Genomic DNA, 19,797 nt, shown 5'->3' on the forward strand with positions numbered 1-19,797 from the left:
AAATCAACGCACTCTAAAACCGGAAGGGCCGCCATAGCGGGCGCTGATGTGGCTGATTGATTCCTCGGAGTGCCGCGGGTCCACGAGCTCTCGGCGGATGTGCTCGAGGCGCCTGGTTCTGATGTAGCTGCCTACAGAAAGGCCCTGTTCGGAGAACTTGGCGTGGAGGTGGCGCACCGACACGAAGAGTGCTTGGGCGATGGTGCTGGGGCCTAGATCCGGGTCGCCCAAGTGCTTTTCGATGTAGGCGGTGGCCTGGTTGAACAGAAGTGTGCCCGCTGAGGGTTCATCGGCTACGTCGGAGGCGAGGACCGAAACCAGCATGGTGAGTGCGGAGCGGACTAAGGCTGTGGCGTGCGGGCCCTTGAGTAGATCCAAGTTCTTGGCCAGCTGTTCAAAGAGGGGAACCGCCACTGCGCCCAAGCCGTGTGAGCGTGAGATGGGGTTCGCCGTGAGGCGTTGGATCTGCGCTGGTGAAATATCGAGGAAGCTCTGCGGGAAGTGCACGATGAGTGTGTTCTGCTCCTCCGGATAGCACAGCGTGTAGGGCCGCTGGGTCACGTACAGAGCTAGGTCCCCTGGGTGCAGTTCACATGTTCGCCCGTCCTGGCTCATGGTTGAAGAGCCGGTGATTTGCAGGCTGAGCTTGCAAAAGGGAGCCTCGTCGGTAGAAATCTTGTATCGGTTCACCGTGTGGGGCGACGTGCACATATCGAAGAGGGAAATATCCCCCACCTTCGTGGATCGCAGCGTGGCGTGAAAGGAAGCGGGGTCTTCGGTGTCCACGTCGAGTTGGCCAAAAGACTCGGATGACGCGGTGCGCCATGACGCGATATCGAAATGCTCAACGGCTGAAGCAGACATAGCTGGAATCATATCGTGAGAGCTCACACATTTGTGGACAAATTGTATGCACGCAGAGTCAAGCGGCATCGTGTGGTGCAGGTAACATGCCGAATAAAAGTTTCTTCGGGCTTTGTTCGCGGGGCCCACGACTTCTTCACAAGGAGATCTCATGACTCAGTTCGCCACCTACGCTGATCTGCTCAACGCCATCACGGACGAGAACGGACGCGACATCCTCAACCCCGCTACCGGAGAGGTTGTTGGCCGCGCGCCAGAGGACACCGTTGAGGACCTCAACGCTGCGGTTGAGACCGCACGTACAGCGCAGAAGGACTTTGCCAAGCTTAGCGACGAAGAACGCTGCGAGCTTCTCACCAAGGCAGCCGCCGCCATCGACGCTAATGCAGAGGCACTCGTTGAGCTTCTCTCCCGTGAGCAGGGCAAGCCGCTCAATGGCCCGAACGCCCGCTTCGAGGTCGGTGCCTGCTCCGGCTGGCTGAATGCCACCGCCTCCTTCGAGCACCCGAACTACACTGCCGTGGATGATGACATCACCGCCACCGTCAACTACCGCCCACTCGGCGTCGTCGGTGCTATTGGCCCGTGGAACTGGCCGATGATGATCACCATCTGGCAGATTGCGCCGGCACTGCGTATGGGCAACGCGGTCGTCGTCAAGCCCTCCGAGTACACCCCGCTGTCCGTACTGGGCCTGCTCAAGGTCGTGAACTCCGTGCTGCCGGAGGGTGTTCTCCAGGTTGTGAGTGGAGCCGGTGAGGTTGGCGCGGCGCTGACCACTCACGAGGGAATCGACAAGATCATGTTCACCGGCTCCACAGCCACCGGCAAGAAGATCGTGGAGGCCAGCGCCGACAACCTCACCCGCCTTACGCTGGAGCTTGGCGGCAATGACGCGGGCATCGTGCTGGATGACGCTGACCCGAAGGAGATTGCCGGCGACCTCTTCTGGGGCGCGTTCATCAACACTGGTCAGACCTGCGCGGCGATGAAGCGCGTGTACGTGCCGGAGTCGCTATACGACGCCGTCTGCGAAGCCCTCGTCGAGGTGGCCAAGGCCTCCCCGATGGGCGTGGGCCTGGAGGAGGAAAACGTGCTCGGCCCGCTGCAGAATAAGCAGCAGTTCGACATCGTGGACAAGCTCGTCAACGCTGCTAAGGACTCGGGTGCCCGCGTACTGCTGGGCGGCGACCCGGACTATGACGCGCCGGGCTACTTCTACCCCACCACCCTGGTGGCGGACATCGACCCGGATAACCCGCTGGTCGTCGAGGAGCAGTTCGGGCCTGCCCTGCCGATTGTGAAGTACACAGACCTGGATTGGGCCATCGAGCAGGCCAACAAGCTTGACGTGGGCTTGGGCTCCTCCGTGTGGTCCTCCAACCGTGAGCGCGCTCTGGACGTCGCTGCGCAGCTGGAGGCAGGCACTACCTGGATCAATGCCCACGGTGCTGTGGATCCGCGCGTGCCTTTCGGTGGCATCAAGTCCTCCGGCTACGGTGTGGAGTTCGGTACCGAGGGCCTCAAGGGCCTGGCGTACCCGCAGATCATCAACGGCTAGCTCCTGCATGGCGCTGCTATTCTTAGCGCCATGAGCACCGCCAAAGTCCCGGAGATCGAGTACGCAGCCTTCGACGCCATGAAGGAGGTTGCGTCCTCGCTGAAAGCCGCCTACCTCACTAGGGCTGCTGAAGCAGGCAACGATGTAGAATCACAATGGTGGATTCGTCAGAATTGGCTGGTAGAGGACATAGTCAGTGGTGTTGATTCAACCGACATTGAAGCCATCCGCGCCGCTGCGGCTCTCTTTGCGCAGCGGCTTGAAGCCCTCTCCTCCGAGCACAAAGCGGCATAGCTTATGCTTTCCGCCGCTGATTTCCCCGTTGATCCACAAGTTATGGAGCAACGGCTAAAGACTCTGCAAGCCAGCTACTTTGGCCGATCGAATACTCACAGTCCGTCTGTTCCAGAAGTCATTTATGTGGCGGGGCAGCCAGCGTCAGGCAAATCAACGGCTATTGAATCTGTAAAGAATGGTCACGCGGTCCTTGATTCCGATGAGGTTCGGAAGCTGCACCCCGCCCTCGACGAGATCATGGAGCGCGACCCCCTGCGCATGGACGTGCTCACCAATGGACCGGTCCCCTTTTGGATGTCTTCGCTGATTGAGTATGGCCGGCAGCACGGGCACTCCCTCATCATTGAGAACACGCTGTCTAACCCGGAATTCATCGCGGGTGAGATAGCCAAGTTTCGCTCCGCGGGTTTCCGCGTGAAGGTCGTGGGCCTGGCGGTGGCGCAGGAGGTCTCCAGGCTGGGCGTCGTCCAGCGCTATCTGGAGGCGCAGCGCGTGAGCCGCTATCCGCGCTGGACTAACGAGGTCTCCCACACGTCGGGTTTTAAGGCCATCGTGCCGGGGCTTCAGGCTATTGCGCCGCTTGTCGACGACCTCGAGATCCGCACCCGCGACGGCCGTACCTTAAACGGCATCGAAGATATTGAAAGCGAGCGCGCAACCTGGTTCGACTCCCCCGCCATTCGTGCTGACTGGCTGGCCCGCTTCGACAGCTGTGACTTGGCTGGCCTTGAAGCGGAGAAGCTTACGCAGAACCTCGTGGCTGATGCAGAGCGTATCCGCAAACTTTAAGGCTGTGCCCGTGGAACTGCGCGCCCGGTAGGCGGTGAGAGCTTCGTGTCAAAGCGGCTGCTGGCGAGCTGGCGTTCTGCGAGGTCGAGCAGGCTGAGGATGTCGTCTGCGTTGAAGTTAAGTTCAATGTGTAGGTTAGCCGAATAAGAAGCTCTGGCAGATGGTGGGGTAATCCTGCTCTGGCATCTGGATCTAGCTTGGATGTGCTGGGATTAAGACTGGTCACGTGTGAGAAGGTTTCGTGTACAACTAGTGACATGAACTTTTTATTGCTTGGTGGTACCGGTTTCCTTGGAGGACACATAGCGGCTGCAGCAGTCGAGCGAGGACATGAAGTTACTTGCCTTGCACGGGGTAACGGGAAGGTTCCCAACGGAGCCGAATTTGTGAGTTCAGACCGTGACCGTGACGGTGCGTACGATGAGGTTGCGGGGAAAACTTGGGACACCATTGTGGATCTGACGAGTCAGCCGAAGCATGCGCGGGATGCGGCGACGAAACTCCAGGCCAAGCATCGTATATTTGTGTCTTCGAGCAGCGTATATGAGGACCAAGGAAGTATTTCTTCCGAGTCTGATTCCGTAGTCACTCCGCTTGAAATTGACTACATGGAGAACATGGGGCAGTACCCGGCCGCAAAGTCTGCTTGCGAAACGATTTATCGCAACATAAATAGGTCGGTAATGGTAGTTCGACCCGGTCTGATCGCCGGCTACGGCGACGAAACAGGGCGCAGTGGTTACTATCCGTGGCGCTTCGCGCATCCCACGGGTGAGAACGTGATCGTCCCAGACCCGGCGTTTCCCGTCGCTATGATTGATGTGAAAGACCTTGCAGACTGGATAGTTGAGTCTGCAGAAGTTGGAACTTTCGGAACCTTTAACGCCACGGGGTTTGCTACTTCCTTGTCCGAAGTGTTCAAGATTTCGCGTGAGTTAACCGCATCGGAGGCTACGGAGCGACCTTGCTCTGATGAACTGCTTCTCGCTAATGATGTAACCCCGTGGATGGGCCCAAAATCGTTGCCATTGTGGGTACCAGGTGAACAGTTTCGCAACATCGCGCTACTCGATTGCGCCACAGCCTACGAAGCTGGCCTGCAGATTCGCCCGTTGAAAGAAACATTGGCGGATGCGCTGCGATTCGAAGAAGAACAGCAGGGGGAAAGACTCGCTGGGCTCAGCGATGAAGAGGAAGTCGTGCTTCGCCAGCGGTTAGAAGATGGCATTTAGTTTCGGCAGGAACAGTTTTAGTTGCAGTCGGGACCGTACTAAGTTGGTTTTCGTTCCGCGACTGACTGTGAGAATGAGTCCGAATCTGACTTGAGGGGGACTTCGGCGGTGCTAGCTCTTCATGACGCGGAACGATCTAGCCTGCGGAGGCTGCCTTTCCGAGCAGGAAACGCCTTGCGGCACACTTTTCGGCTTCTCGAATCGCTTGCAACTGAGTGAGGTAGCCTTCTTTCGCCACTCCGTCGAGTTTAAGTTCAATTTGTAGCTAGGCCCCGAGGTTGCCCACGCAGAACTCGTTGCCTTCCGGATCCTGCATGACGGTCCACACCAATCCCGGCGCCTCGTGGGTGGTGAGTTCGGTAGCGCCTAGGTCTTTGAGGCGCTCTACCAAGGATTCGCGCTCCGCCCCGCCAACGTCGATATGCATGCGGTTCTTGCCAGGCGTGGGATCCTCAACGCGCTGAAACCCTAGCGCCGGGGTCGAATCGACCATCACGAAATCGCCGTAATCCGCGGCGATTTCGCAGCCGGTTGCGACCGCCCAGAACTCGGCGAGCCTAGACGGATCGTGGCAGTCGAAGGTGATTTGGCGGATGATGAAGTTGGCGTCGCTCATGGTTTCCATTGTGGGCGCGCGTTAGCGCGCCTGCAATAACGAGGGGTGTTTCTGGATGGGGTATCAGAACAGTTCTCTCCGGCCATGTCAGCCCCATACGTCATAATGGAGGCATGGCCGAGCTAGACCCCGAGTGGGCGATCAATGAGATAGACGCGTTCCTGCAAGTCACAGAGAAGGTAGTCCCCGACATGGGCCCGGGCATCGCCTACCTTGGAACCGTTATGAGCGGATCGCCGACTGAGGCTGCGGCACGTGCCCACGTCGTTGAAATGATCCTTGACCGAGCGCTTCCCGGGTGGAGACAAGGACTCCCAGTCCAGGACAAGGAGTATAACTGGCTGAGGGACCAAGCCTCCCGGGCCAAGACAGTGCTTGAACGTAGGTCTGAACTCGCTGAAAAGCTCGGAGACAACACGCCAGACTTAGACGCAGCCAATCTGCATCCGTGGGCGTGGGAGAATGGCAAGGGTTACTGGAATCATGGGCACTACCATCAAGCCGTGATGCAGGCTGCCATCCGCATCAATGCAGAGACCCAAGCGAAACTGAACCGCCTAGACATATCTGAAACAGCACTTTTCAATGAGGCGTTTTCACTCCATGATCCGAAGCGTAATGTGCCGCGCCTTCGGCTTATGGAAAATGATGGCAGTAAGACGTTTGAGAACCTACATCGGGGCGCCCGCGCCTTTGCAGAGGGCTTGTACGCGGCTATCCGCAATCCCGGGATGCATGTTCCACACGACGGTGGTGAGGAGCAAGTCGCGTTGGAGCAGCTCGCGGCTTTCAGTCTATTGGCTCGCTGGGTTGATAAGGCTACCGTCCTGGAGGGGTGACTACATCGGTTTACGGAATAGCAGTCTGCTTTGAGCGAAGGATGTGGAGCACGAACGTCTGTGATGGGGGTGCCGGGCGCTCAGTCGGCAAGGCCGTACCGGGACCATCGCCGTGGCTGTGTGCAAGGTTCATGCCAGCGAGTGGGGTGGGGTCCAGAAATGATCCTCGCACACGTTAAATAGCGACGACACTCCCTCGAGTTCAAGTTCAACGTGTAACGCGAGGCGTTAATGACGTTTCGCGTTATTGGGGGTATGTTGAAGAGCACTGTCTCTAACTCCGGTTTTCGTTCGGCCTCGGTCCATTCCGCTACCTCGTGTGAAGAATCTGCAAGCGTTATCGGGCCGTTGAACTATTAGGTTCACCCACAGTTCCCGTGCCTGCACGCATCGAGAAGGACCAGGTGGTGAACTCGAATGACTCGCCTGGTCCAACGTGTGTGCGCTCGGCGCGTGGTTTAACCCTTATAAGACTTGCCGGTTACAGCCTCAGCGTTTCGCTCGTGCAGCCCGCAGGCCGTTCAAGATCACGATGACTTCGGCGACTTCGTGTACCAAGACGACGGCGGCCAGGCCCAGTACACCGCTGATCGCCAGTGGCATCAACACGATGATGATGGCCAGAGACAGCACGATGTTTTGGTTGATGATCCTGCTGCCTCGGCGGGCGTGCTGCAGCGCCTGCGGGATCAGCCGGAGGTCGTGGCCAGTGAAGGCGACGTCAGCGGACTCGATCGCGGCGTCAGAGCCGGTTGCTCCCATCGCAATGCCCACCGTTGCGCCCGCCAGTGCCGGCGCGTCGTTGATGCCGTCGCCGATCATCGCCGTCGGCGTCTTGGAGGAGAGTTCGGCGACGATGCTTGCCTTGTCCTCCGGTCGCAGCTCGGCGCGCACGTCGTCGATTCCGGCGATTTCAGCTAGCGCCCGGGCGGTGCGAGTGTTATCGCCGGTAAGCATGCTCACTTCTACGTCGTTGTCGTGCAGGGACTGCACGGCATCGGGCACCTCGGGCCGCAACTCGTCGCGCACCCCGATCGCCCCGGCGAGAGCGTCATCGACGGTGACTAGGACGCAGGTCTGGCCTTCGGACTCCATGCGCTCAACGTCCGCCTTCAGTGGCCCGGCGTCGATCCATCGGGGGCTGCCGACCAGCACCCGTCGGCCTTCGACGGTGCCGCCGATGCCTTGACCGGCTTCCTCGCTGATATCCAAGGCGGTGGGCGCTTCGGGCTCCGCTGCCACGATCGCCGCGGCGAGGGGGTGCGTCGATTGCTGCTCAACCGCCGCCGCGAAGGAAAGCACCTGCGCCCGATCGAATCCGTCTGCCGGGACCACTCCGGTAACCTCGGGCTGGTTGCGGGTAAGGGTTCCGGTTTTGTCTACCGCTAGGTGACGGATGCCGCCGAGTCGCTCGAACGCCGCGCCGGACTTGATGACTACTCCGAACTGGCTGGCCGCGCCGATAGCGGCCACGACCGTCAGCGGCACGGAGATTGCCAGCGCGCACGGCGACGCTGCGACCAGGACCACCAGCGCACGGGTGATCCACGTCTCGGGGTCGCCCAACAGCGAGCCGATCACGCCGACCAGCACCGCCAGGATCATCACCCCGGGCACGAGGGGTCGGGCAATCCGGTCGGCGATCCGGGCGCGGTCACCCTTCTCCGCCTGCGCTTGCTCGACGAGGTCGACGAGTGTGGTCAGCGAGTTGTCCGTTCCAGCTGCGGTCGTCTCGACCTCCAGCACACCGGCGGAGTTGATCGCTCCCGCGGGTACCTCGTCGCCGGGCGCAACCTCCTCCGGAATGGATTCTCCGGTGATCGCTGAGGTGTCAAGGCTGGAGCGTCCGGACCGAATGATGCCGTCCGTGGCGATCCGCTCCCCGGGGCGTACGACCATTAGCTCGCCAACCTCAAGGTCCTTCGCAGTGACCTCGGCCGTCGTACCGTCGCGCAGCACGGTCGCGGTTTGCGGTACCAGCTTCAACAGTGCCCGCAGTCCGCCTTGGGCTCGGTCCATCGCCTTGTCTTCAAGCGCCTCGGCGATCGAGTACAGGAACGCCAGCGCCGCGGCCTCTCCGACGAAACCAAGGATCACCGCGCCGACCGCGCTGATCGTCATAAGCAAGCCAATGCCGAGCTTGCGCTTCGTGACAAGGTTCCGGATCGCTCCAGGTGCGAACGTGTAAGCGCCCAACAGCAGGCCAAGCCAATACAGTACCGTTGCGGGCGTCTCCAAGTCGGACCAGTCCAGCGCCAGTCCTGTAATGAGGGCTACGCCGGAGAAGATCGGTAGCAGTAGCTCGGGGTCCTTCCACCATGGCCGATCGAGCTCTTCGATCTCCGTGGCGGGTTCGTGTTCGCATCCACATGCTGAACTCATGCGTCCGTTCCTTTCTCGCCGCAGCCGGGCACCGAGCACTCAGTGTCGATGCAGGGGGCATTCTCGTCGACGGCCAGTGTCGCGTTGACCAGCGCTTCGAGCGCCGCCGCGAGGTGCGGATCGGCAATTTCGTAGCGGGTCTTGCGGCCCTCCGGCTCAGCGACGACGATGCCGCAATCGCGTAGGCAGGACAGGTGGTTCGAGACGTTCGAGCGAGTCAGATCCAACCTTTGCGAAATCTCGGCCGGGTAGCCCGGACCGTCGAGTAGGGTCATCAGGATTCGGGAACGCGTCGGATCAGCCATGGCCCGGCCGAGCCGGTTCATAACGTCGAGGCGTGAAGCAATAGTCAGCATGTGCTGAACAGTACAACGTGTGCTGAACTATTCAAAATGCACTGAACTGACGGTTACGCGAAGGTCCTGCGACCTGCAGGAATTAGTCGATGGGATAGCAGATGACTGGTCCTTTGTGGTTCGGCTGCCACCCAACGCGGGAGCGACGTGCGCGGCGAGGTTCTCCAGAATCTTCACGTTGACGTCCACGCCATCCCGCACAACCTTTACGTGTTTCCATGCGCCCATATGTTCTCTGTGTGCTGACGTAATTACAGTTTTCTGATTGTTGCAGGCTAACGAGAAAGTAACTTTGCAACTACATACCGTGGAGTTCAAATTTAACGCGTAGCGTTATTGACGCTTCGCGTTATGGGGGATAAGGTGAAGCATGATCCAGTCGTTCGCTGACAAGGACACTGAGCGTCTGTGGAATCGAGAGCGGATTCCCCCGGGAAACCGGCTCGAGGCGTTGAAAGGTGATCGGCGGGGCCAGAGGAGGTTGAGATCGTTGACTACCACTGACAAGCTCCCTCCGGTTCACCCCGGTGAGATCCTCATGAAGGACTTCCTCAAAGGAATGGGGATCACCCAGCACAAGCTCGCCGTCTCCATCGGCGTTCCGCCCCGCCGGATCAACGAAATTGTTCACGGTAAGCGCGCTGTAACCGCTGACACGGCCCTTCGTCTAGCGAAGTTTTTCGAGATGAGCCCCCAGTTCTGGCTCGGGTTACAGGCTCAATATGACTTGGACGTGGCGGAAGACAAGATCCTCTCGGAAATCGAGTGGATTCAACCGGTCCAAGCTGTCTCAGCGTAGCGGTTACCCAAACCAGGTCCGTCAGCGTGAGGATATGCATGCGGATGGTTCGAACTAGGGAATTTGGGGCCGCCGTCGCGTGGACTTGAGTTCCGAGCGCCGCTTTTTCGCTTCGAGACGGCGTCGCACCGAGCTCCGCGTCGGCTTGGTCCTGCGCCGCGGGGGAGGAGGCGGAGCGAGCGCCTCGCGCAAGAGGGCGGCCATGCGTTCGCGTGCCTCGGCGCGGTTGCGTACCTGCAATCGCTGGGTCGATGCGGTAACGGTAAGGACGGTGCCGTCTAGGCGGTGCTCGTGGTTGTGGAGGACGCGGCGACGCTGGGCGTCGGAAAGCGATGAGCACGTAGCGATATCGACGGAAAGCTGCACTTTGCTGTCCGTAGTATTGACGCCTTGGCCGCCTGGTCCCGACGACTTCGCGAACCGCTCCGTCAGGTCGGCGGCGACGATGACCAGACCCCCGGGGATCCCTGGGCCAGGCGCGATGGTCAGGTCGTTCATACCGCCCAGCTTAGTTAGAGTTGTTTCCGGATCAGACCCGCCGTGCGAGATCAGGGTAGTGTACGACCACGCCGTCACCGTCGACCTCCAACTCGACGTCGACTCCCCGTGTTCCGCTTTTGTATCGGACAGTTTCAGCATCGACGGAGCTGTAGTACTGGTCTGATGCGATCACCTGGAGGGACGGTATATCAATCCAAGCCATGATCAGCTGCGTTTTCGGGACCTGAGTCTCAAGCAGCGTCAAGCGACGAATAGGCATTGTGTTGGTGAGAGGGCACAGACCGAGATCGCAATCGAGTGCGGCTTTCAGGTCGGCTGACTGGACGATACCGGGGGAGGGCAGATCTTCAGGCTGGGCGCCCTCTTCATTGGTTTCCGCCGACCACACGCCTTGCTCGGACCTAAACAGCTCGAGGCTTCGTCCCCATCCGTCGCCTTCAACGTTCACCGACACACGTTCGGTCACCCAGTTCTCCGCGGCGCGCAGCTCCCACGTGGCCTTGTATCCATCGCCGTATTGCACTCCGGAAGCGGTCAAACCGGCTCCTAAAAAATGAACTGCGGCCTCGTTCCGGATGAGGGGAGTCTCGACATGCTCCCACTTATACGTGCGCTCCATGGTGAGGATTTTACCACGCTTGATGGTGCGAAAAGGCAGGTAGCTTTCGATTTGGACCACGTATCGAGGACGAGGCTTACCGGCAGAATGGTGTATTCAGTAGGTCCGCGACGCAGAAGAATCCCATGAATGAGAGCACGGCCCACACGGCCGTTGCCATCTGCAAATGGGTGAATCGTTTCGAATTGAGCGTGAGCAATCGCGGCCTGGATGAGAGCACCGTGCGAAGCGCCATCGAGGTAAAGACATAAGTCGTCCACGAGGTCATGGACTAGACGTGGGGGCGCTGGGATGAACTCGGCCCCAAAGGGTGTGTGGTTACTTCCACCAATCCAGTTTTGAATAGTGCGGAGACCAGTGGGGATAGAGCCCTTCTCCCCCATCAACTCTCTTTGGAGCTTTTCAAGAAGGCCGATGGAGATGTTGGTTCGGTGGCAAAGCTCTTCTCAATGGAACACAGAACGGTGAGGTTACGCGCAACCTCTTCCGCGCTTTCCTTAAAGCCGCGGACTTCCTTAAAGCCGCGGACTTCCTCCTTTTGGGCGAGTTCCGCGAGGACAACCTTGTCGACGTTGGGCGCAATACCTTCAATGCGTGAGGAAGAAATCGCCTCAGAACGCATGAGTAAGCGGGCCACAGACTCCAACTGGCCAGAAGCAGCATGACGGTTGAGATTCAAGATCTCTCGCTCGATACGTGCTGCCCGGCTGGTGAGCTCTGGGGAAAACTCCATGCCTTACTTACAAAATGGTCAGGGACATAGACCTAAAAAGGGCCTCCGGCCTTATCGCGCCGGGGAATGCCGGAGCCTGATTCGGGGATCCAGCTCTCGGTAACGTAGTGAGGCTTGTAGAGGCTATCCATTCGTCAGACAGCAAATGAGTGGTTGGATAACTCTTATCCAACCACTCATTGCGGTTTATGCGCTAGATAAAGCTTAAACATACGGGGTTTCAGGGCCATAATTTGGCCTCAATGAGAATGTCAATGACACCTCAATGGGAAGATCAATGAGAACTCTTGTCATTGAAGAGGAATGAAGTTAGCATTGAGCCGTCATTGTTAACATTGAGGGCGGGTATTCATCGTGAACAATTGGTCCGAGAATCAGCTGAGAGAGCTATTGGCTGAGCTTGAGTTGCGCGGCGGTGATTCAACAACAGTCGAGGTCAAAACCGCTCAAGGGGGCATTCCGGACTCTCTACCGCAGACATTGTGCGCGTTCGCAAACATGCCGAGTGGCGGTCTTATCATTCTCGGTGTCAATGAGAAAGAAGGCTTCATTGTCACTGGCATTGAGAATCCTTCGGAGATGGAGGCTGCTCTGGCCTCGCAAGCTCGTCATGCCATCACTCCCCCAGTCACAGTGCATACCGACAGTGTGGCAATAGATGGCACGCATGTCGTGATTGCGGAGGTTACGGGTCTTCCGATCATTGATAAGCCTGCTATCTACAGGGGAGAAGCGTATCTTCGAATGGCTGATGGGGATTATCGTATGAGTGCCTCCGAGCTACGCATGATGGACGTAGCGAAGCTGCATGCCGAGGAGGCAGTGTCCTATGACACGACGATTGTGGAAGGCACGAGTATCGCAGACTTGGACCGCGCCGTGGTGGAAGATTTCTTGGTTCAGGCGCGGAGAAAGAATCGGCGACTATCGGGACTTACTCAAGATGAGGACGTCTTACGGGCACTAGCGGTGACGACCGCGACTGGAGAGCTGACGCTTGCTGGCCTGTATGCGCTGGGTTTCTATCCCCAAGGGCATTTTCCCTCCTTAGCAGTAACGGTGGCGCAAAGGCTACCAAATGGTTCGAAGCACGGGCGAGTGTTGGGGTTGGAGACCTTTGAGGGGCCCGTTCCGGTGCTGTTGAACTCGGTAATGGGATGGGTAAGGCAACGTTTAGCCGCCGTACGGCGATATCGAGAGGACGGATCAATGGTGGAAGTTCCTGAACTTCCCCTTCCGGCCATTCGAGAGGCCGTGGCTAATGCATTGGTGCACCGTGATCTTGGGCCAAATACGTTGGGTGCGGGTAAATCGATTGATGTCCGCCTATTACCGGACAAGATGGTTATCTCCAGTCCAGGAGGCCTACGGGATCTGACGGTTGAACAGCTCAAGTCGAGAGATCTGGCGCGCCAGGAGATTAACCAGCGGCTCTATAGACTGTGCCGATATCTCAAAGCAGACGATGGCTCTTTTGTTATTGAGGGCGAAGGCGGCGGCGTGCAGCTCATGCTGGATGCCGCGCGAGAGCAAGGACTACCGGAGCCTGACCTGATAGATTCTGGCGTGCAATTTACGGTGAAAATGTGGCGGCCGGACACTCGTGGAGAGGCCCGTATCTGGGAGCCACTACGCAAGGAGGAATCAGGCACCGGCCCGGAACGACGAGTGGATGCACCAGTGACCTTGGAACGCCTGGGTGTTAACGCCCCGCGCGTAGCGGAGGCGCTGCGTACGGCGGCACAACCGCTGTCTATCGGCGAAATAGAAACAGCCACAAACCTTACTCGAGCGCAGGTCCGATATGCGCTGAAGTCACTGGTGAAGGCACGATTCGTGCGTATGGATGGCACGCGCGGTTCACAAGCGACAACCTATGAATGGCTAGCTAACCGCGGGGCTGCAGGCGCTTAACCAGCTGATCGTGGTGGACTGGGGCCAGGCAGCCGGCGTCGACGACGCGCCGGGCTAGCTCCTTGTCCCCCATCTTGGCGGCGAAGGCCATGCCCATGGTGATGTCATGGTCGGGGCGGCCGATAAGCGTAATCTCATCGCCGGGATTGATGCGGCCCGGCTCGATGATGCGAAGGTAGGAGCCGCAATCGCCGCGCTCAGTGAAGGACTTGAGCCAGCCGGGCTCGTCCATCCAGCCGGAGAAGGTGGCACAGGGCGTGCGCGGGATGGAGACCTCGAGCACGCACTCCCCTACCTGAATGCGCTGGTTGATGAGTATATTCGGCCAGGAAATACCCTCGGTGGTGAGGTTCTCCCCAAAGTAGCCGTCACGCAGCACGCGGTTGAGCGTGCCCTCCCAGTAGTCAAGCTCCTCGCGGGCATAGGCGTAGACGGCTTTCTCGGCTCCGCCGTGGTGGGCGTGGTCACCGATGGAATCCCCCACCACGCCGGAGCCGTCACCGTAGTTGGGCCCGGGGACCTCTAGGTCGAGGAAGGGGCGCGGCTGCTTATCGATGCCCGTGTACTCGTGCCGCCCGTGCGGCTCGGGGCGGCGGACAGCGACGTTCGTGGAGATAACCTTCATGCTCACTCATTGTGGCACACCTCACGCGCTTACACGTCGCGATCGCGGAAGAGAGCTTCGGCGGTCACGAGGTCGTAGAAAAAGAGGCGGGGGGCGAGAGGGAGGACGTCGGCAAGCATGGGCATGTCCTCCTTGAGCAGGGGGCTTTCCATGATGATGTCGTTCGCCGCGGCGCGAGACGCCAGTGCGAAGGCATAAGAGATGTAGGGCATCCACGCAGCGGCATTGAGCTCATCAGCCGTGTTTCCGCTGGCAAAGGCGCCCAGCGCGATAAGGGTATGGCTGACGGACATGTCAACGCCCGCGTTTTGCACCAGGGATGCGAGTGCGGTGGCGTCCTTGCGCAGGTGCTCGATGGTGCCCAGCGCATCGAGTGCGCCGTTGTTGGCAAAGCACTCGCGCAGAGCGGCGACGCGGCCAGCCTCCCCCATCAGGTCATCGACGGGCGGTGTGGGGCTGTGAATGGTCGCAGCATTCAGCAGCATCGGGCGGGTTAGGCCATCGGCGCCGGATTCACGCACGGCGTTCAGCTCCGCGTTCTCGCTGGCGGAAGGATCGAGCAGGAGATCCAGGTAGCTATCGGCGCTGGACTCGGCGGTGGGCTCCAGCGGCGAGTGGAACAAGCGCGTGCGCGCGAGCGAGCGGGCCTGCTGGTTCACGCTAACGCCAGTGCGCGCCAAGGCGTGGAGCGCGTCCTCCGGTCGGGCGCGCAGGCGATCAATCGTGCTGTCGAACATCGCCTGCAGCTTCGGGTTCGGGCTGCGCTGCGAGAGCACGTGAAGGGCGCGGAAGGTGCCCCACAGTTGCTCCGGAGTCCAGTCCTTTGAGGCCAGAGCTGCGGGCGAGCCTTCCGGCGTGATCACGATGGAGGCGCTGGAGGGGCGAGCGGGGGCGGCGAGGTTGGAGTCGGCGCGGAGCTCGCGGACGTCGACAAGCAATGAGCCCTGCTCAGCGAGGTCTACGGGTAGTTCGAAGCCGTCCTCGGTTGCGGTGAGCTGGGTCGGTGCAACTGTTGGTTCAGTCAATGGCCAGGCCCATCCCACTACTTCTGCCGGCGGTTCTGCGTTCTGCTCGATGATAATCTCATCGCCGTTGAGCAGACCGCGGCTGACGAAGGGAGACTTGCGGATAGTTGCCAGCGCCGCATAAATCAGGCTGGTGGACGCGGACGCTTCATACTCCACGATGCGCCGCTCCAAGCTGCGGGCCTGGTGGGCTGCGCGCTCCTCCGCCGGAAGGGAGTCCAGGTAGTCCTCATAGGACAGCGTGGACCACATGAGGAAAAGCTCCGCCGTTGGCTGCTTGCGCACGGCGTTGGCCAGTGCGGCATTGGGCACGGCGAGGCTGGTGACCGCTTGGGTCGTCTTCGACGTGCGGGCCAGCTCCTTGATCTTTTGGCGGCCGTCAATGGTGACGAACTTGGCCAGTGGGAGCGGGCGCGGGGAGTGGACGGTGAACATGTCATCTTGATCAAGCTGGCCCGCAAAAATCACCGGCTTATCGGAGTGCTCGGTGGGCTCCAAGCCGATGCGCTTGACGCGGCTGAACAGGGCCTCGGGCCAGACATCGAATTCCAGCTCATAGCCAGCTTCACTGGCCACTACCTCGCGGCGAGAGACCTCGGTGTCCTCGAGGGTGCGAAGGCCCTTCTCCAGCGCGATGGGCTTCTTCGGCGGAGAGGCCAGCGTGTAGCTGAAGCGCGAGTGCGCGCCGAGGGCGTCGATGATGCGGAAGTCCATGCCGCGCGGACCGTCGTTGGTGGCGCGCATGTGGAGGCCCTCGGCGAGGGAGATGAAGCGGACGTCGACAAGCTCCTCGTCGTGCCACAGCGACACCTTGTAGCGGCCCACCCACGGGTCTTCGTAGAGATCGCCCGGGAAGGGCTCGGCGATGCCCGGGTCGAAGGTCTGCTCTGAAATCTCCTCCTGCTCGCCGCCGAGGGGAGCGTAGGTGAGATCGATGCGCCACTCCCCTTCCGCGATAAGGTGCACGCGCGGGGACTTGGTGAATACCGGCTCGTTGTCGAGGCCCCGGGCATTGGGCAGCGTGGCAACGTTAAAGTCCCACTCGAAATCGCTGTGCTTGGCGACGTCCACCGGTTCCCTCTGCGGCACCTCCACCCGCTCCGGCAGCGGGCCTACTTCCCAGCCGGCCCAGATGCCGAGCGGCTTAGCGTCCTTGAGGGTGCCCTGCGGCGCGATAAGCGTGGTGCGGTCATAGACGATGAAAGGCGCGTCCTCGGTGATGCCGGTGAAGGTGATGGTTTCGATGAGGACCTCATCGCCATCGTGCAGGGTGACCTCGATGCGGGTGAACGGCCCAGGGATGCCGACTTCCAGCGGCTCTTCGGTGGCGAATTCACGCACCGAGTGGGGGCGATCGATGAAATGGGACTTGACCACCCACCGCGGATCCGTCAGTTCCGCTTCGGGGTACGTGGCGGGCAGTTGAAGCATGAGGATGTTGCTTCCCCGGCGCAGTGAAATCCGGGGGCCCTGTTCGATGAAATCAGTGGTGACCAACGGCGTTGTGGGAAGTGAATAGATCTCCGCGCTCATTTTTTTCATCATAGGACACCGTGGGGTGCTGTTGCCATGTCGCTGGTAGAAGTATCACCTGTCCTATGCGTAGGACAGGTGTCCTATCTATAGGACAGCTAGCTATAGTAGGGCCATGGACCCAGTACAACTCCTCAAGAAAAGCCCACTGAGCCTTAGTGAAGTGTCGCGGCGTTCGGGGGTCTCACGAAATACGCTCAATCTGTGGTTGCGTGGGACAGCTCAACCAAGCCTGGCCGGGTTGGAGAAGGTAATGCGCGTGCTCGGATACGAGGTTTCCGTCTCTGTACACCGCACCAGTGATGCCGCGGCCGCGACAGCCGCCCGAGTGCTTTGTGGGGACCTCAAGAGTGAGGAACCGGACGTTAAAGCCTGGATTGACCGCTTTGTGCAGTGGGGTGACGCCCCGGCCGGCGGCGGTAGCTACCAGGCTCTCATAGAACGGGCCGCGTGGGCCTCCAATCCTTATGGCCGCCACGGGTCTCTCCACTTTTTGCCGTCGAATCCCATAACGGTTGCCTCAGCGGTTGATGCGACCGGGCAACCATGGGCGATGTCGGGTGCTTTTGCAGCTCAACGAGTCGCGGGGCAGATCGCTGGTGCAGGAGAACCTCAGTCAACGTTGATCTGGTGCACAAATCCAGCAGAGATCGTGGCTTCGTTGCCCACGCGGATTCGTGCCAGTGCTGAGCCCGTATCCGGAGGGATCACGCTCGTGCCAGCGGCTGGTGAGGAGATAACGGGCGCAACAAAAGAATCAGGAATACACTACGTGTCACCGCACCAGCTTGCTATCGATGCGTGCGCAGAAAACTATGTGGGAGGGGCATAGGTGATGAGAAGAGCGACGAGCCGAGTCAGCTGGGAGCACCATGAGCGACCTCTCATTGTGGAGTTGGGGACCGAGCGCGCGTTATTCCGACTAACCAAGCAACTTCCTGACTTGGTGTGGAATGCCGCTGCGCTGGAAGGAAACACGTTTACCCTCCCGGAAGTCCGTACGTTGCTCGATGGCGTCACTGTGGGTGGGAAAGCACTTGCTGAACAGCAACAGATCTTGGACTTGTCGGAGGCTTTCAACTTGCTCCATGAGCTGGTTAGCCAACAAGAATTCGCGGTGGACAAAGGCATCAGTGATGCACTCCATGCCGTGCTTGCAAGGAACGAGGCCCTGGACGCTGGTCTTTTCCGTGGTGAAGGGCACGTGGAGGGAGATGGCGGTGGAGTGCGGCTCATGGATGGCGGGTTCATCCCTTTCGACCCTGCTGATGAATTGGGTGAAGCTCATGCCGATTTGCTGGTCTCCCTTCAAGGGCTTGAAAACCCAGTCGAGCAAGCGTTGGCCTATTTCTGCTCTGCCACGCGTAGCCAGTTTTACTTCGATGGAAACAAGCGAACCGCACGGCTTGTGGCGTCAGGCCTCTTGCTGAGTCATGGATACAGCGCATTGAATATCCCCTACGCGCGGCGACTGGAGTTCAACCTTGCCCTCGATGAGCTTTTTCGTGCAGACGACGCCACAACGCTGATGGATTTCCTGTACGACTGCCTAATGGAGTCCTCCCAGTAAGCGCAGTCGGCCCTCCGCTTCCGAAGCGGAGGGCCGACGTGGGGGGCTGAATGCTCAGCGCATCCTTTAGTGCATAGTGCTGTAGTGCTTAGCGGAACATCTTCTGCAGAGCGGAGAAGTCAGCCTTGACCACGCCGACAGACTGCAGGAATGCGGCGATGGCGCCGAGCAGGGCAGCCACAACGCCTGCGCCTAAGAAGCCGGCGCCGACGGGGTGGCGTGGCTAAAAGGAACAGAGTTGACGACACCAGCGGACTTGTTGTGGTCAATTGCCTGCTCGGAGATTTCTTCAGGGAGTGGCCGTATGGGGACTTGCCCAGAACACTGTTGACGTCGGCAAGCACTGCGTGGACACCATAAAACGACAAACGGTGAACCCCAGGAGGTGGGATTCACCGTGGTGAGTGAATGGGCAGATTATGCCATCTGCAGCGTGGTCACGCAGGTACCGCCTTCGTCAGAGGTATCCAGGGGAACCTCGCCGGTCTTGCCGTCCTGCTCGATGGTGATGGTGCCCTTCTTGTCGGCCGGCAGCCAGTAGCCAATGAAGCCGTTGTCGAACGTCGTCGTGTCCTCGTTGACCAGCTCGTTTCCGGCGTCATCGGTGATGGTGACGTGGATGTCTTCCTTGCCGAGCTCACCAGTGCAGGTGGTCAGGGAGTGGTTGAAGCAGTCATGGGTCTGGGTCATGTACGGCGCGATGGAGACGTAGAACTTGTCCTCCGGCAGCGGCAGGGAGGCCTGACCCTGTTCAGTAGCGAGGATTAGCTCGTTCGGGCGCACGGAAGCGTGAAGATCGCTATTGCGCTCCTCCTTGGGCATGTGGTCCAGTTTGTCGATGATCTCCGGGCCATCCAACCCTTCGAGATCGAACTCGGCGAGGATCTCCTCGGCAGGCACCTGTTCGATGTCGGTGCTGGAAGCGGCGCTCTTCGAGGCTTCGCTCGGGACGGGGCTCTCCGTGGAGCAGGCGGACAGGGCGATGGCTGCGGCGCACACAGCCGCAAGAGAAATGAGGCGTTTCATAAGTCTTCCGAATGGGTCCGATTGTGTTTACTCAAGCCTATACCCCACCCGGGTATCCATCAATGGAATGAGAGAAGAATCATCTTTTCGTGCTACGCAGGCTAAACTCTCCCCTATGTCTGATACTTCGGCCGCAACTCTGCCGCCCTGCCCCGAATGCTCCTCTGAGTACACCTACGAAATGCCGCCGCTCATCGTCTGCCCTGAGTGCGCGCATGAGTTCTCCGCCGACGCTGCCGAAGCCTCGTCCGCGGAAGGAAGCGAACCGACCATCGTCGACTCCGTGGGCAATGCGCTTGCCGACGGCGACACGGTCACCGTTACCAAGACCCTTAAGGTCAAGGGCGCTCAGCAGCCGCTCAAGGCCGGCACCAAGGTGCGCGGCATCCGCCTCAACTTCGATGCTGGAACGGGCCAGGAAGACCACAATATTGATTGCCGGATTGATGGTTTTGGCGCGATGAAGCTCAAGCCTGCTGTGGTGAAGAAGGTTTAGTGTAAAAACCTGCGTGGGGG

Annotated in this window: 21 protein-coding genes; 10 read left to right on the forward strand and 11 right to left on the reverse strand. The window is 59.7% G+C overall.

The window, feature by feature from the left end:
- Window positions 1-3: 3 nt before the first annotated feature.
- On the reverse strand, window positions 4-864 hold the full coding sequence (locus HMPREF2822_RS09645) for an AraC-like ligand-binding domain-containing protein (protein WP_070524129.1): 861 nt from the start codon (window positions 862-864) through the stop codon (window positions 4-6).
- A gap of 151 nt (window positions 865-1,015) precedes the next feature.
- On the opposite strand from HMPREF2822_RS09645, the gene HMPREF2822_RS09650 reads away from it, so the two are divergent.
- The 4 genes from HMPREF2822_RS09650 to HMPREF2822_RS09665 all read left to right on the forward strand — a co-directional run bounded on the left by HMPREF2822_RS09650 (window position 1,016) and on the right by HMPREF2822_RS09665 (window position 4,743).
- Entirely contained in the window at window positions 1,016-2,425 is a 1,410-nt protein-coding gene (locus HMPREF2822_RS09650) for an aldehyde dehydrogenase family protein (RefSeq protein ID WP_070524131.1), read from the forward strand.
- A 30-nt stretch (window positions 2,426-2,455) separates the two neighbouring features.
- Window positions 2,456-2,719: a hypothetical protein gene (locus HMPREF2822_RS09655; RefSeq protein ID WP_070524133.1), complete on the forward strand. Its 264-nt coding sequence runs from the start codon at window positions 2,456-2,458 to the stop codon at window positions 2,717-2,719.
- A gap of 3 nt (window positions 2,720-2,722) precedes the next feature.
- Window positions 2,723-3,511, forward strand: coding sequence for a zeta toxin family protein (locus HMPREF2822_RS09660; RefSeq protein WP_070524135.1), 789 nt, complete (start codon window positions 2,723-2,725; stop codon window positions 3,509-3,511).
- Between the two features lie 257 nt (window positions 3,512-3,768).
- Window positions 3,769-4,743 carry an NAD-dependent epimerase/dehydratase family protein gene (locus HMPREF2822_RS09665; RefSeq protein WP_070524137.1) on the forward strand — a complete coding sequence of 325 codons (975 nt, stop codon included), beginning with the start codon at window positions 3,769-3,771 and terminating at the stop codon, window positions 4,741-4,743.
- A gap of 265 nt (window positions 4,744-5,008) precedes the next feature.
- On the opposite strand, the gene HMPREF2822_RS09670 is transcribed toward HMPREF2822_RS09665, so the two are convergent.
- Window positions 5,009-5,368 (reverse strand): VOC family protein, encoded by a 360-nt coding sequence (locus HMPREF2822_RS09670; protein ID WP_198530976.1) that lies wholly within the window; start codon window positions 5,366-5,368, stop codon window positions 5,009-5,011.
- Window positions 5,369-5,472: 104 nt separating this feature from the next.
- Between HMPREF2822_RS09670 and HMPREF2822_RS09675 the strand changes: the two genes are divergently transcribed.
- Window positions 5,473-6,198 carry a TIGR02391 family protein gene (locus HMPREF2822_RS09675; protein ID WP_070524139.1) on the forward strand — a complete coding sequence of 242 codons (726 nt, stop codon included), beginning with the start codon at window positions 5,473-5,475 and terminating at the stop codon, window positions 6,196-6,198.
- Between the two features lie 489 nt (window positions 6,199-6,687).
- Here the strand turns inward: HMPREF2822_RS09675 and HMPREF2822_RS09680 are convergent, their stop codons facing one another.
- Both HMPREF2822_RS09680 and HMPREF2822_RS09685 read right to left on the reverse strand, forming a co-directional pair.
- Window positions 6,688-8,580 (reverse strand): heavy metal translocating P-type ATPase, encoded by a 1,893-nt coding sequence (locus tag HMPREF2822_RS09680; protein WP_070524141.1) that lies wholly within the window; start codon window positions 8,578-8,580, stop codon window positions 6,688-6,690.
- The gene (locus HMPREF2822_RS09685; RefSeq protein WP_070524143.1) at window positions 8,577-8,936 is read right to left on the reverse strand and encodes a Cd(II)/Pb(II)-sensing metalloregulatory transcriptional regulator CmtR; all 360 of its coding nucleotides are present in this window, start codon (window positions 8,934-8,936) and stop codon (window positions 8,577-8,579) included. Before HMPREF2822_RS09685 ends, HMPREF2822_RS09680 begins: the two co-directional genes overlap by 4 nt.
- 490 nt (window positions 8,937-9,426) lie before the next feature.
- On the opposite strand from HMPREF2822_RS09685, the gene HMPREF2822_RS09690 reads away from it, so the two are divergent.
- Window positions 9,427-9,735: a HigA family addiction module antitoxin gene (locus tag HMPREF2822_RS09690; RefSeq protein ID WP_083306840.1), complete on the forward strand. Its 309-nt coding sequence runs from the start codon at window positions 9,427-9,429 to the stop codon at window positions 9,733-9,735.
- 54 nt (window positions 9,736-9,789) lie between these two features.
- Here HMPREF2822_RS09690 and arfB read toward each other — a convergent pair whose 3' ends face one another.
- From arfB to HMPREF2822_RS13720, 4 genes are read right to left on the reverse strand one after another with little or no spacing between them, the layout of a single operon-like run.
- A complete protein-coding gene (gene arfB, locus HMPREF2822_RS09695; RefSeq protein WP_010187974.1) occupies window positions 9,790-10,233 on the reverse strand; it encodes an alternative ribosome rescue aminoacyl-tRNA hydrolase ArfB in 444 nt (147 codons plus the stop codon).
- A gap of 31 nt (window positions 10,234-10,264) precedes the next feature.
- Window positions 10,265-10,855, reverse strand: a complete 591-nt coding sequence (locus tag HMPREF2822_RS09700) for a putative glycolipid-binding domain-containing protein (protein WP_198530977.1) — start codon at window positions 10,853-10,855, stop codon at window positions 10,265-10,267.
- On the reverse strand, window positions 10,783-11,238 hold the full coding sequence (locus HMPREF2822_RS13715; RefSeq protein WP_083306836.1) for a Fic family protein: 456 nt from the start codon (window positions 11,236-11,238) through the stop codon (window positions 10,783-10,785). Before HMPREF2822_RS13715 ends, HMPREF2822_RS09700 begins: the two co-directional genes overlap by 73 nt.
- Window positions 11,238-11,588 carry a Fic/DOC family N-terminal domain-containing protein gene (locus tag HMPREF2822_RS13720; protein WP_070524145.1) on the reverse strand — a complete coding sequence of 117 codons (351 nt, stop codon included), beginning with the start codon at window positions 11,586-11,588 and terminating at the stop codon, window positions 11,238-11,240. Before HMPREF2822_RS13720 ends, HMPREF2822_RS13715 begins: the two co-directional genes overlap by 1 nt.
- A 354-nt stretch (window positions 11,589-11,942) precedes the next feature.
- Here HMPREF2822_RS13720 and HMPREF2822_RS09710 point away from each other — a divergent pair, with 354 nt between their 5' ends.
- Window positions 11,943-13,502, forward strand: coding sequence for an ATP-binding protein (locus HMPREF2822_RS09710; RefSeq protein ID WP_070524147.1), 1,560 nt, complete (start codon window positions 11,943-11,945; stop codon window positions 13,500-13,502).
- Here the strand turns inward: HMPREF2822_RS09710 and HMPREF2822_RS09715 are convergent.
- Window positions 13,477-14,127, reverse strand: coding sequence for an MOSC domain-containing protein (locus HMPREF2822_RS09715; protein ID WP_070524149.1), 651 nt, complete (start codon window positions 14,125-14,127; stop codon window positions 13,477-13,479). The genes HMPREF2822_RS09710 and HMPREF2822_RS09715 overlap by 26 nt on opposite strands.
- Before the next feature lie 29 nt (window positions 14,128-14,156).
- Window positions 14,157-16,685 (reverse strand): hypothetical protein, encoded by a 2,529-nt coding sequence (locus HMPREF2822_RS09720; RefSeq protein ID WP_232755669.1) that lies wholly within the window; start codon window positions 16,683-16,685, stop codon window positions 14,157-14,159.
- Between the two features lie 115 nt (window positions 16,686-16,800).
- Here HMPREF2822_RS09720 and HMPREF2822_RS09725 point away from each other — a divergent pair, with 115 nt between their 5' ends.
- Both HMPREF2822_RS09725 and HMPREF2822_RS09730 read left to right on the forward strand, forming a co-directional pair.
- Entirely contained in the window at window positions 16,801-17,517 is a 717-nt protein-coding gene (locus HMPREF2822_RS09725) for a helix-turn-helix domain-containing protein (protein ID WP_070708084.1), read from the forward strand.
- 3 nt (window positions 17,518-17,520) lie between these two features.
- Window positions 17,521-18,255 (forward strand): Fic family protein, encoded by a 735-nt coding sequence (locus HMPREF2822_RS09730; RefSeq protein ID WP_070524239.1) that lies wholly within the window; start codon window positions 17,521-17,523, stop codon window positions 18,253-18,255.
- Window positions 18,256-18,672: 417 nt separating this feature from the next.
- Here HMPREF2822_RS09730 and HMPREF2822_RS09735 read toward each other — a convergent pair whose 3' ends face one another.
- The gene (locus HMPREF2822_RS09735; RefSeq protein WP_070524155.1) at window positions 18,673-19,281 is read right to left on the reverse strand and encodes a CueP family metal-binding protein; all 609 of its coding nucleotides are present in this window, start codon (window positions 19,279-19,281) and stop codon (window positions 18,673-18,675) included.
- A 115-nt stretch (window positions 19,282-19,396) separates the two neighbouring features.
- Between HMPREF2822_RS09735 and HMPREF2822_RS09740 the strand changes: the two genes are divergently transcribed.
- Entirely contained in the window at window positions 19,397-19,777 is a 381-nt protein-coding gene (locus tag HMPREF2822_RS09740; protein WP_070524158.1) for a zinc ribbon domain-containing protein YjdM, read from the forward strand.
- The last annotated feature ends 20 nt before the right edge of the window (window positions 19,778-19,797 follow it).

This window comes from Corynebacterium sp. HMSC062E11, assembly GCF_001811845.1.
Taxonomy (GTDB): Bacteria; Actinomycetota; Actinomycetes; order Mycobacteriales; family Mycobacteriaceae; genus Corynebacterium; species Corynebacterium hesseae.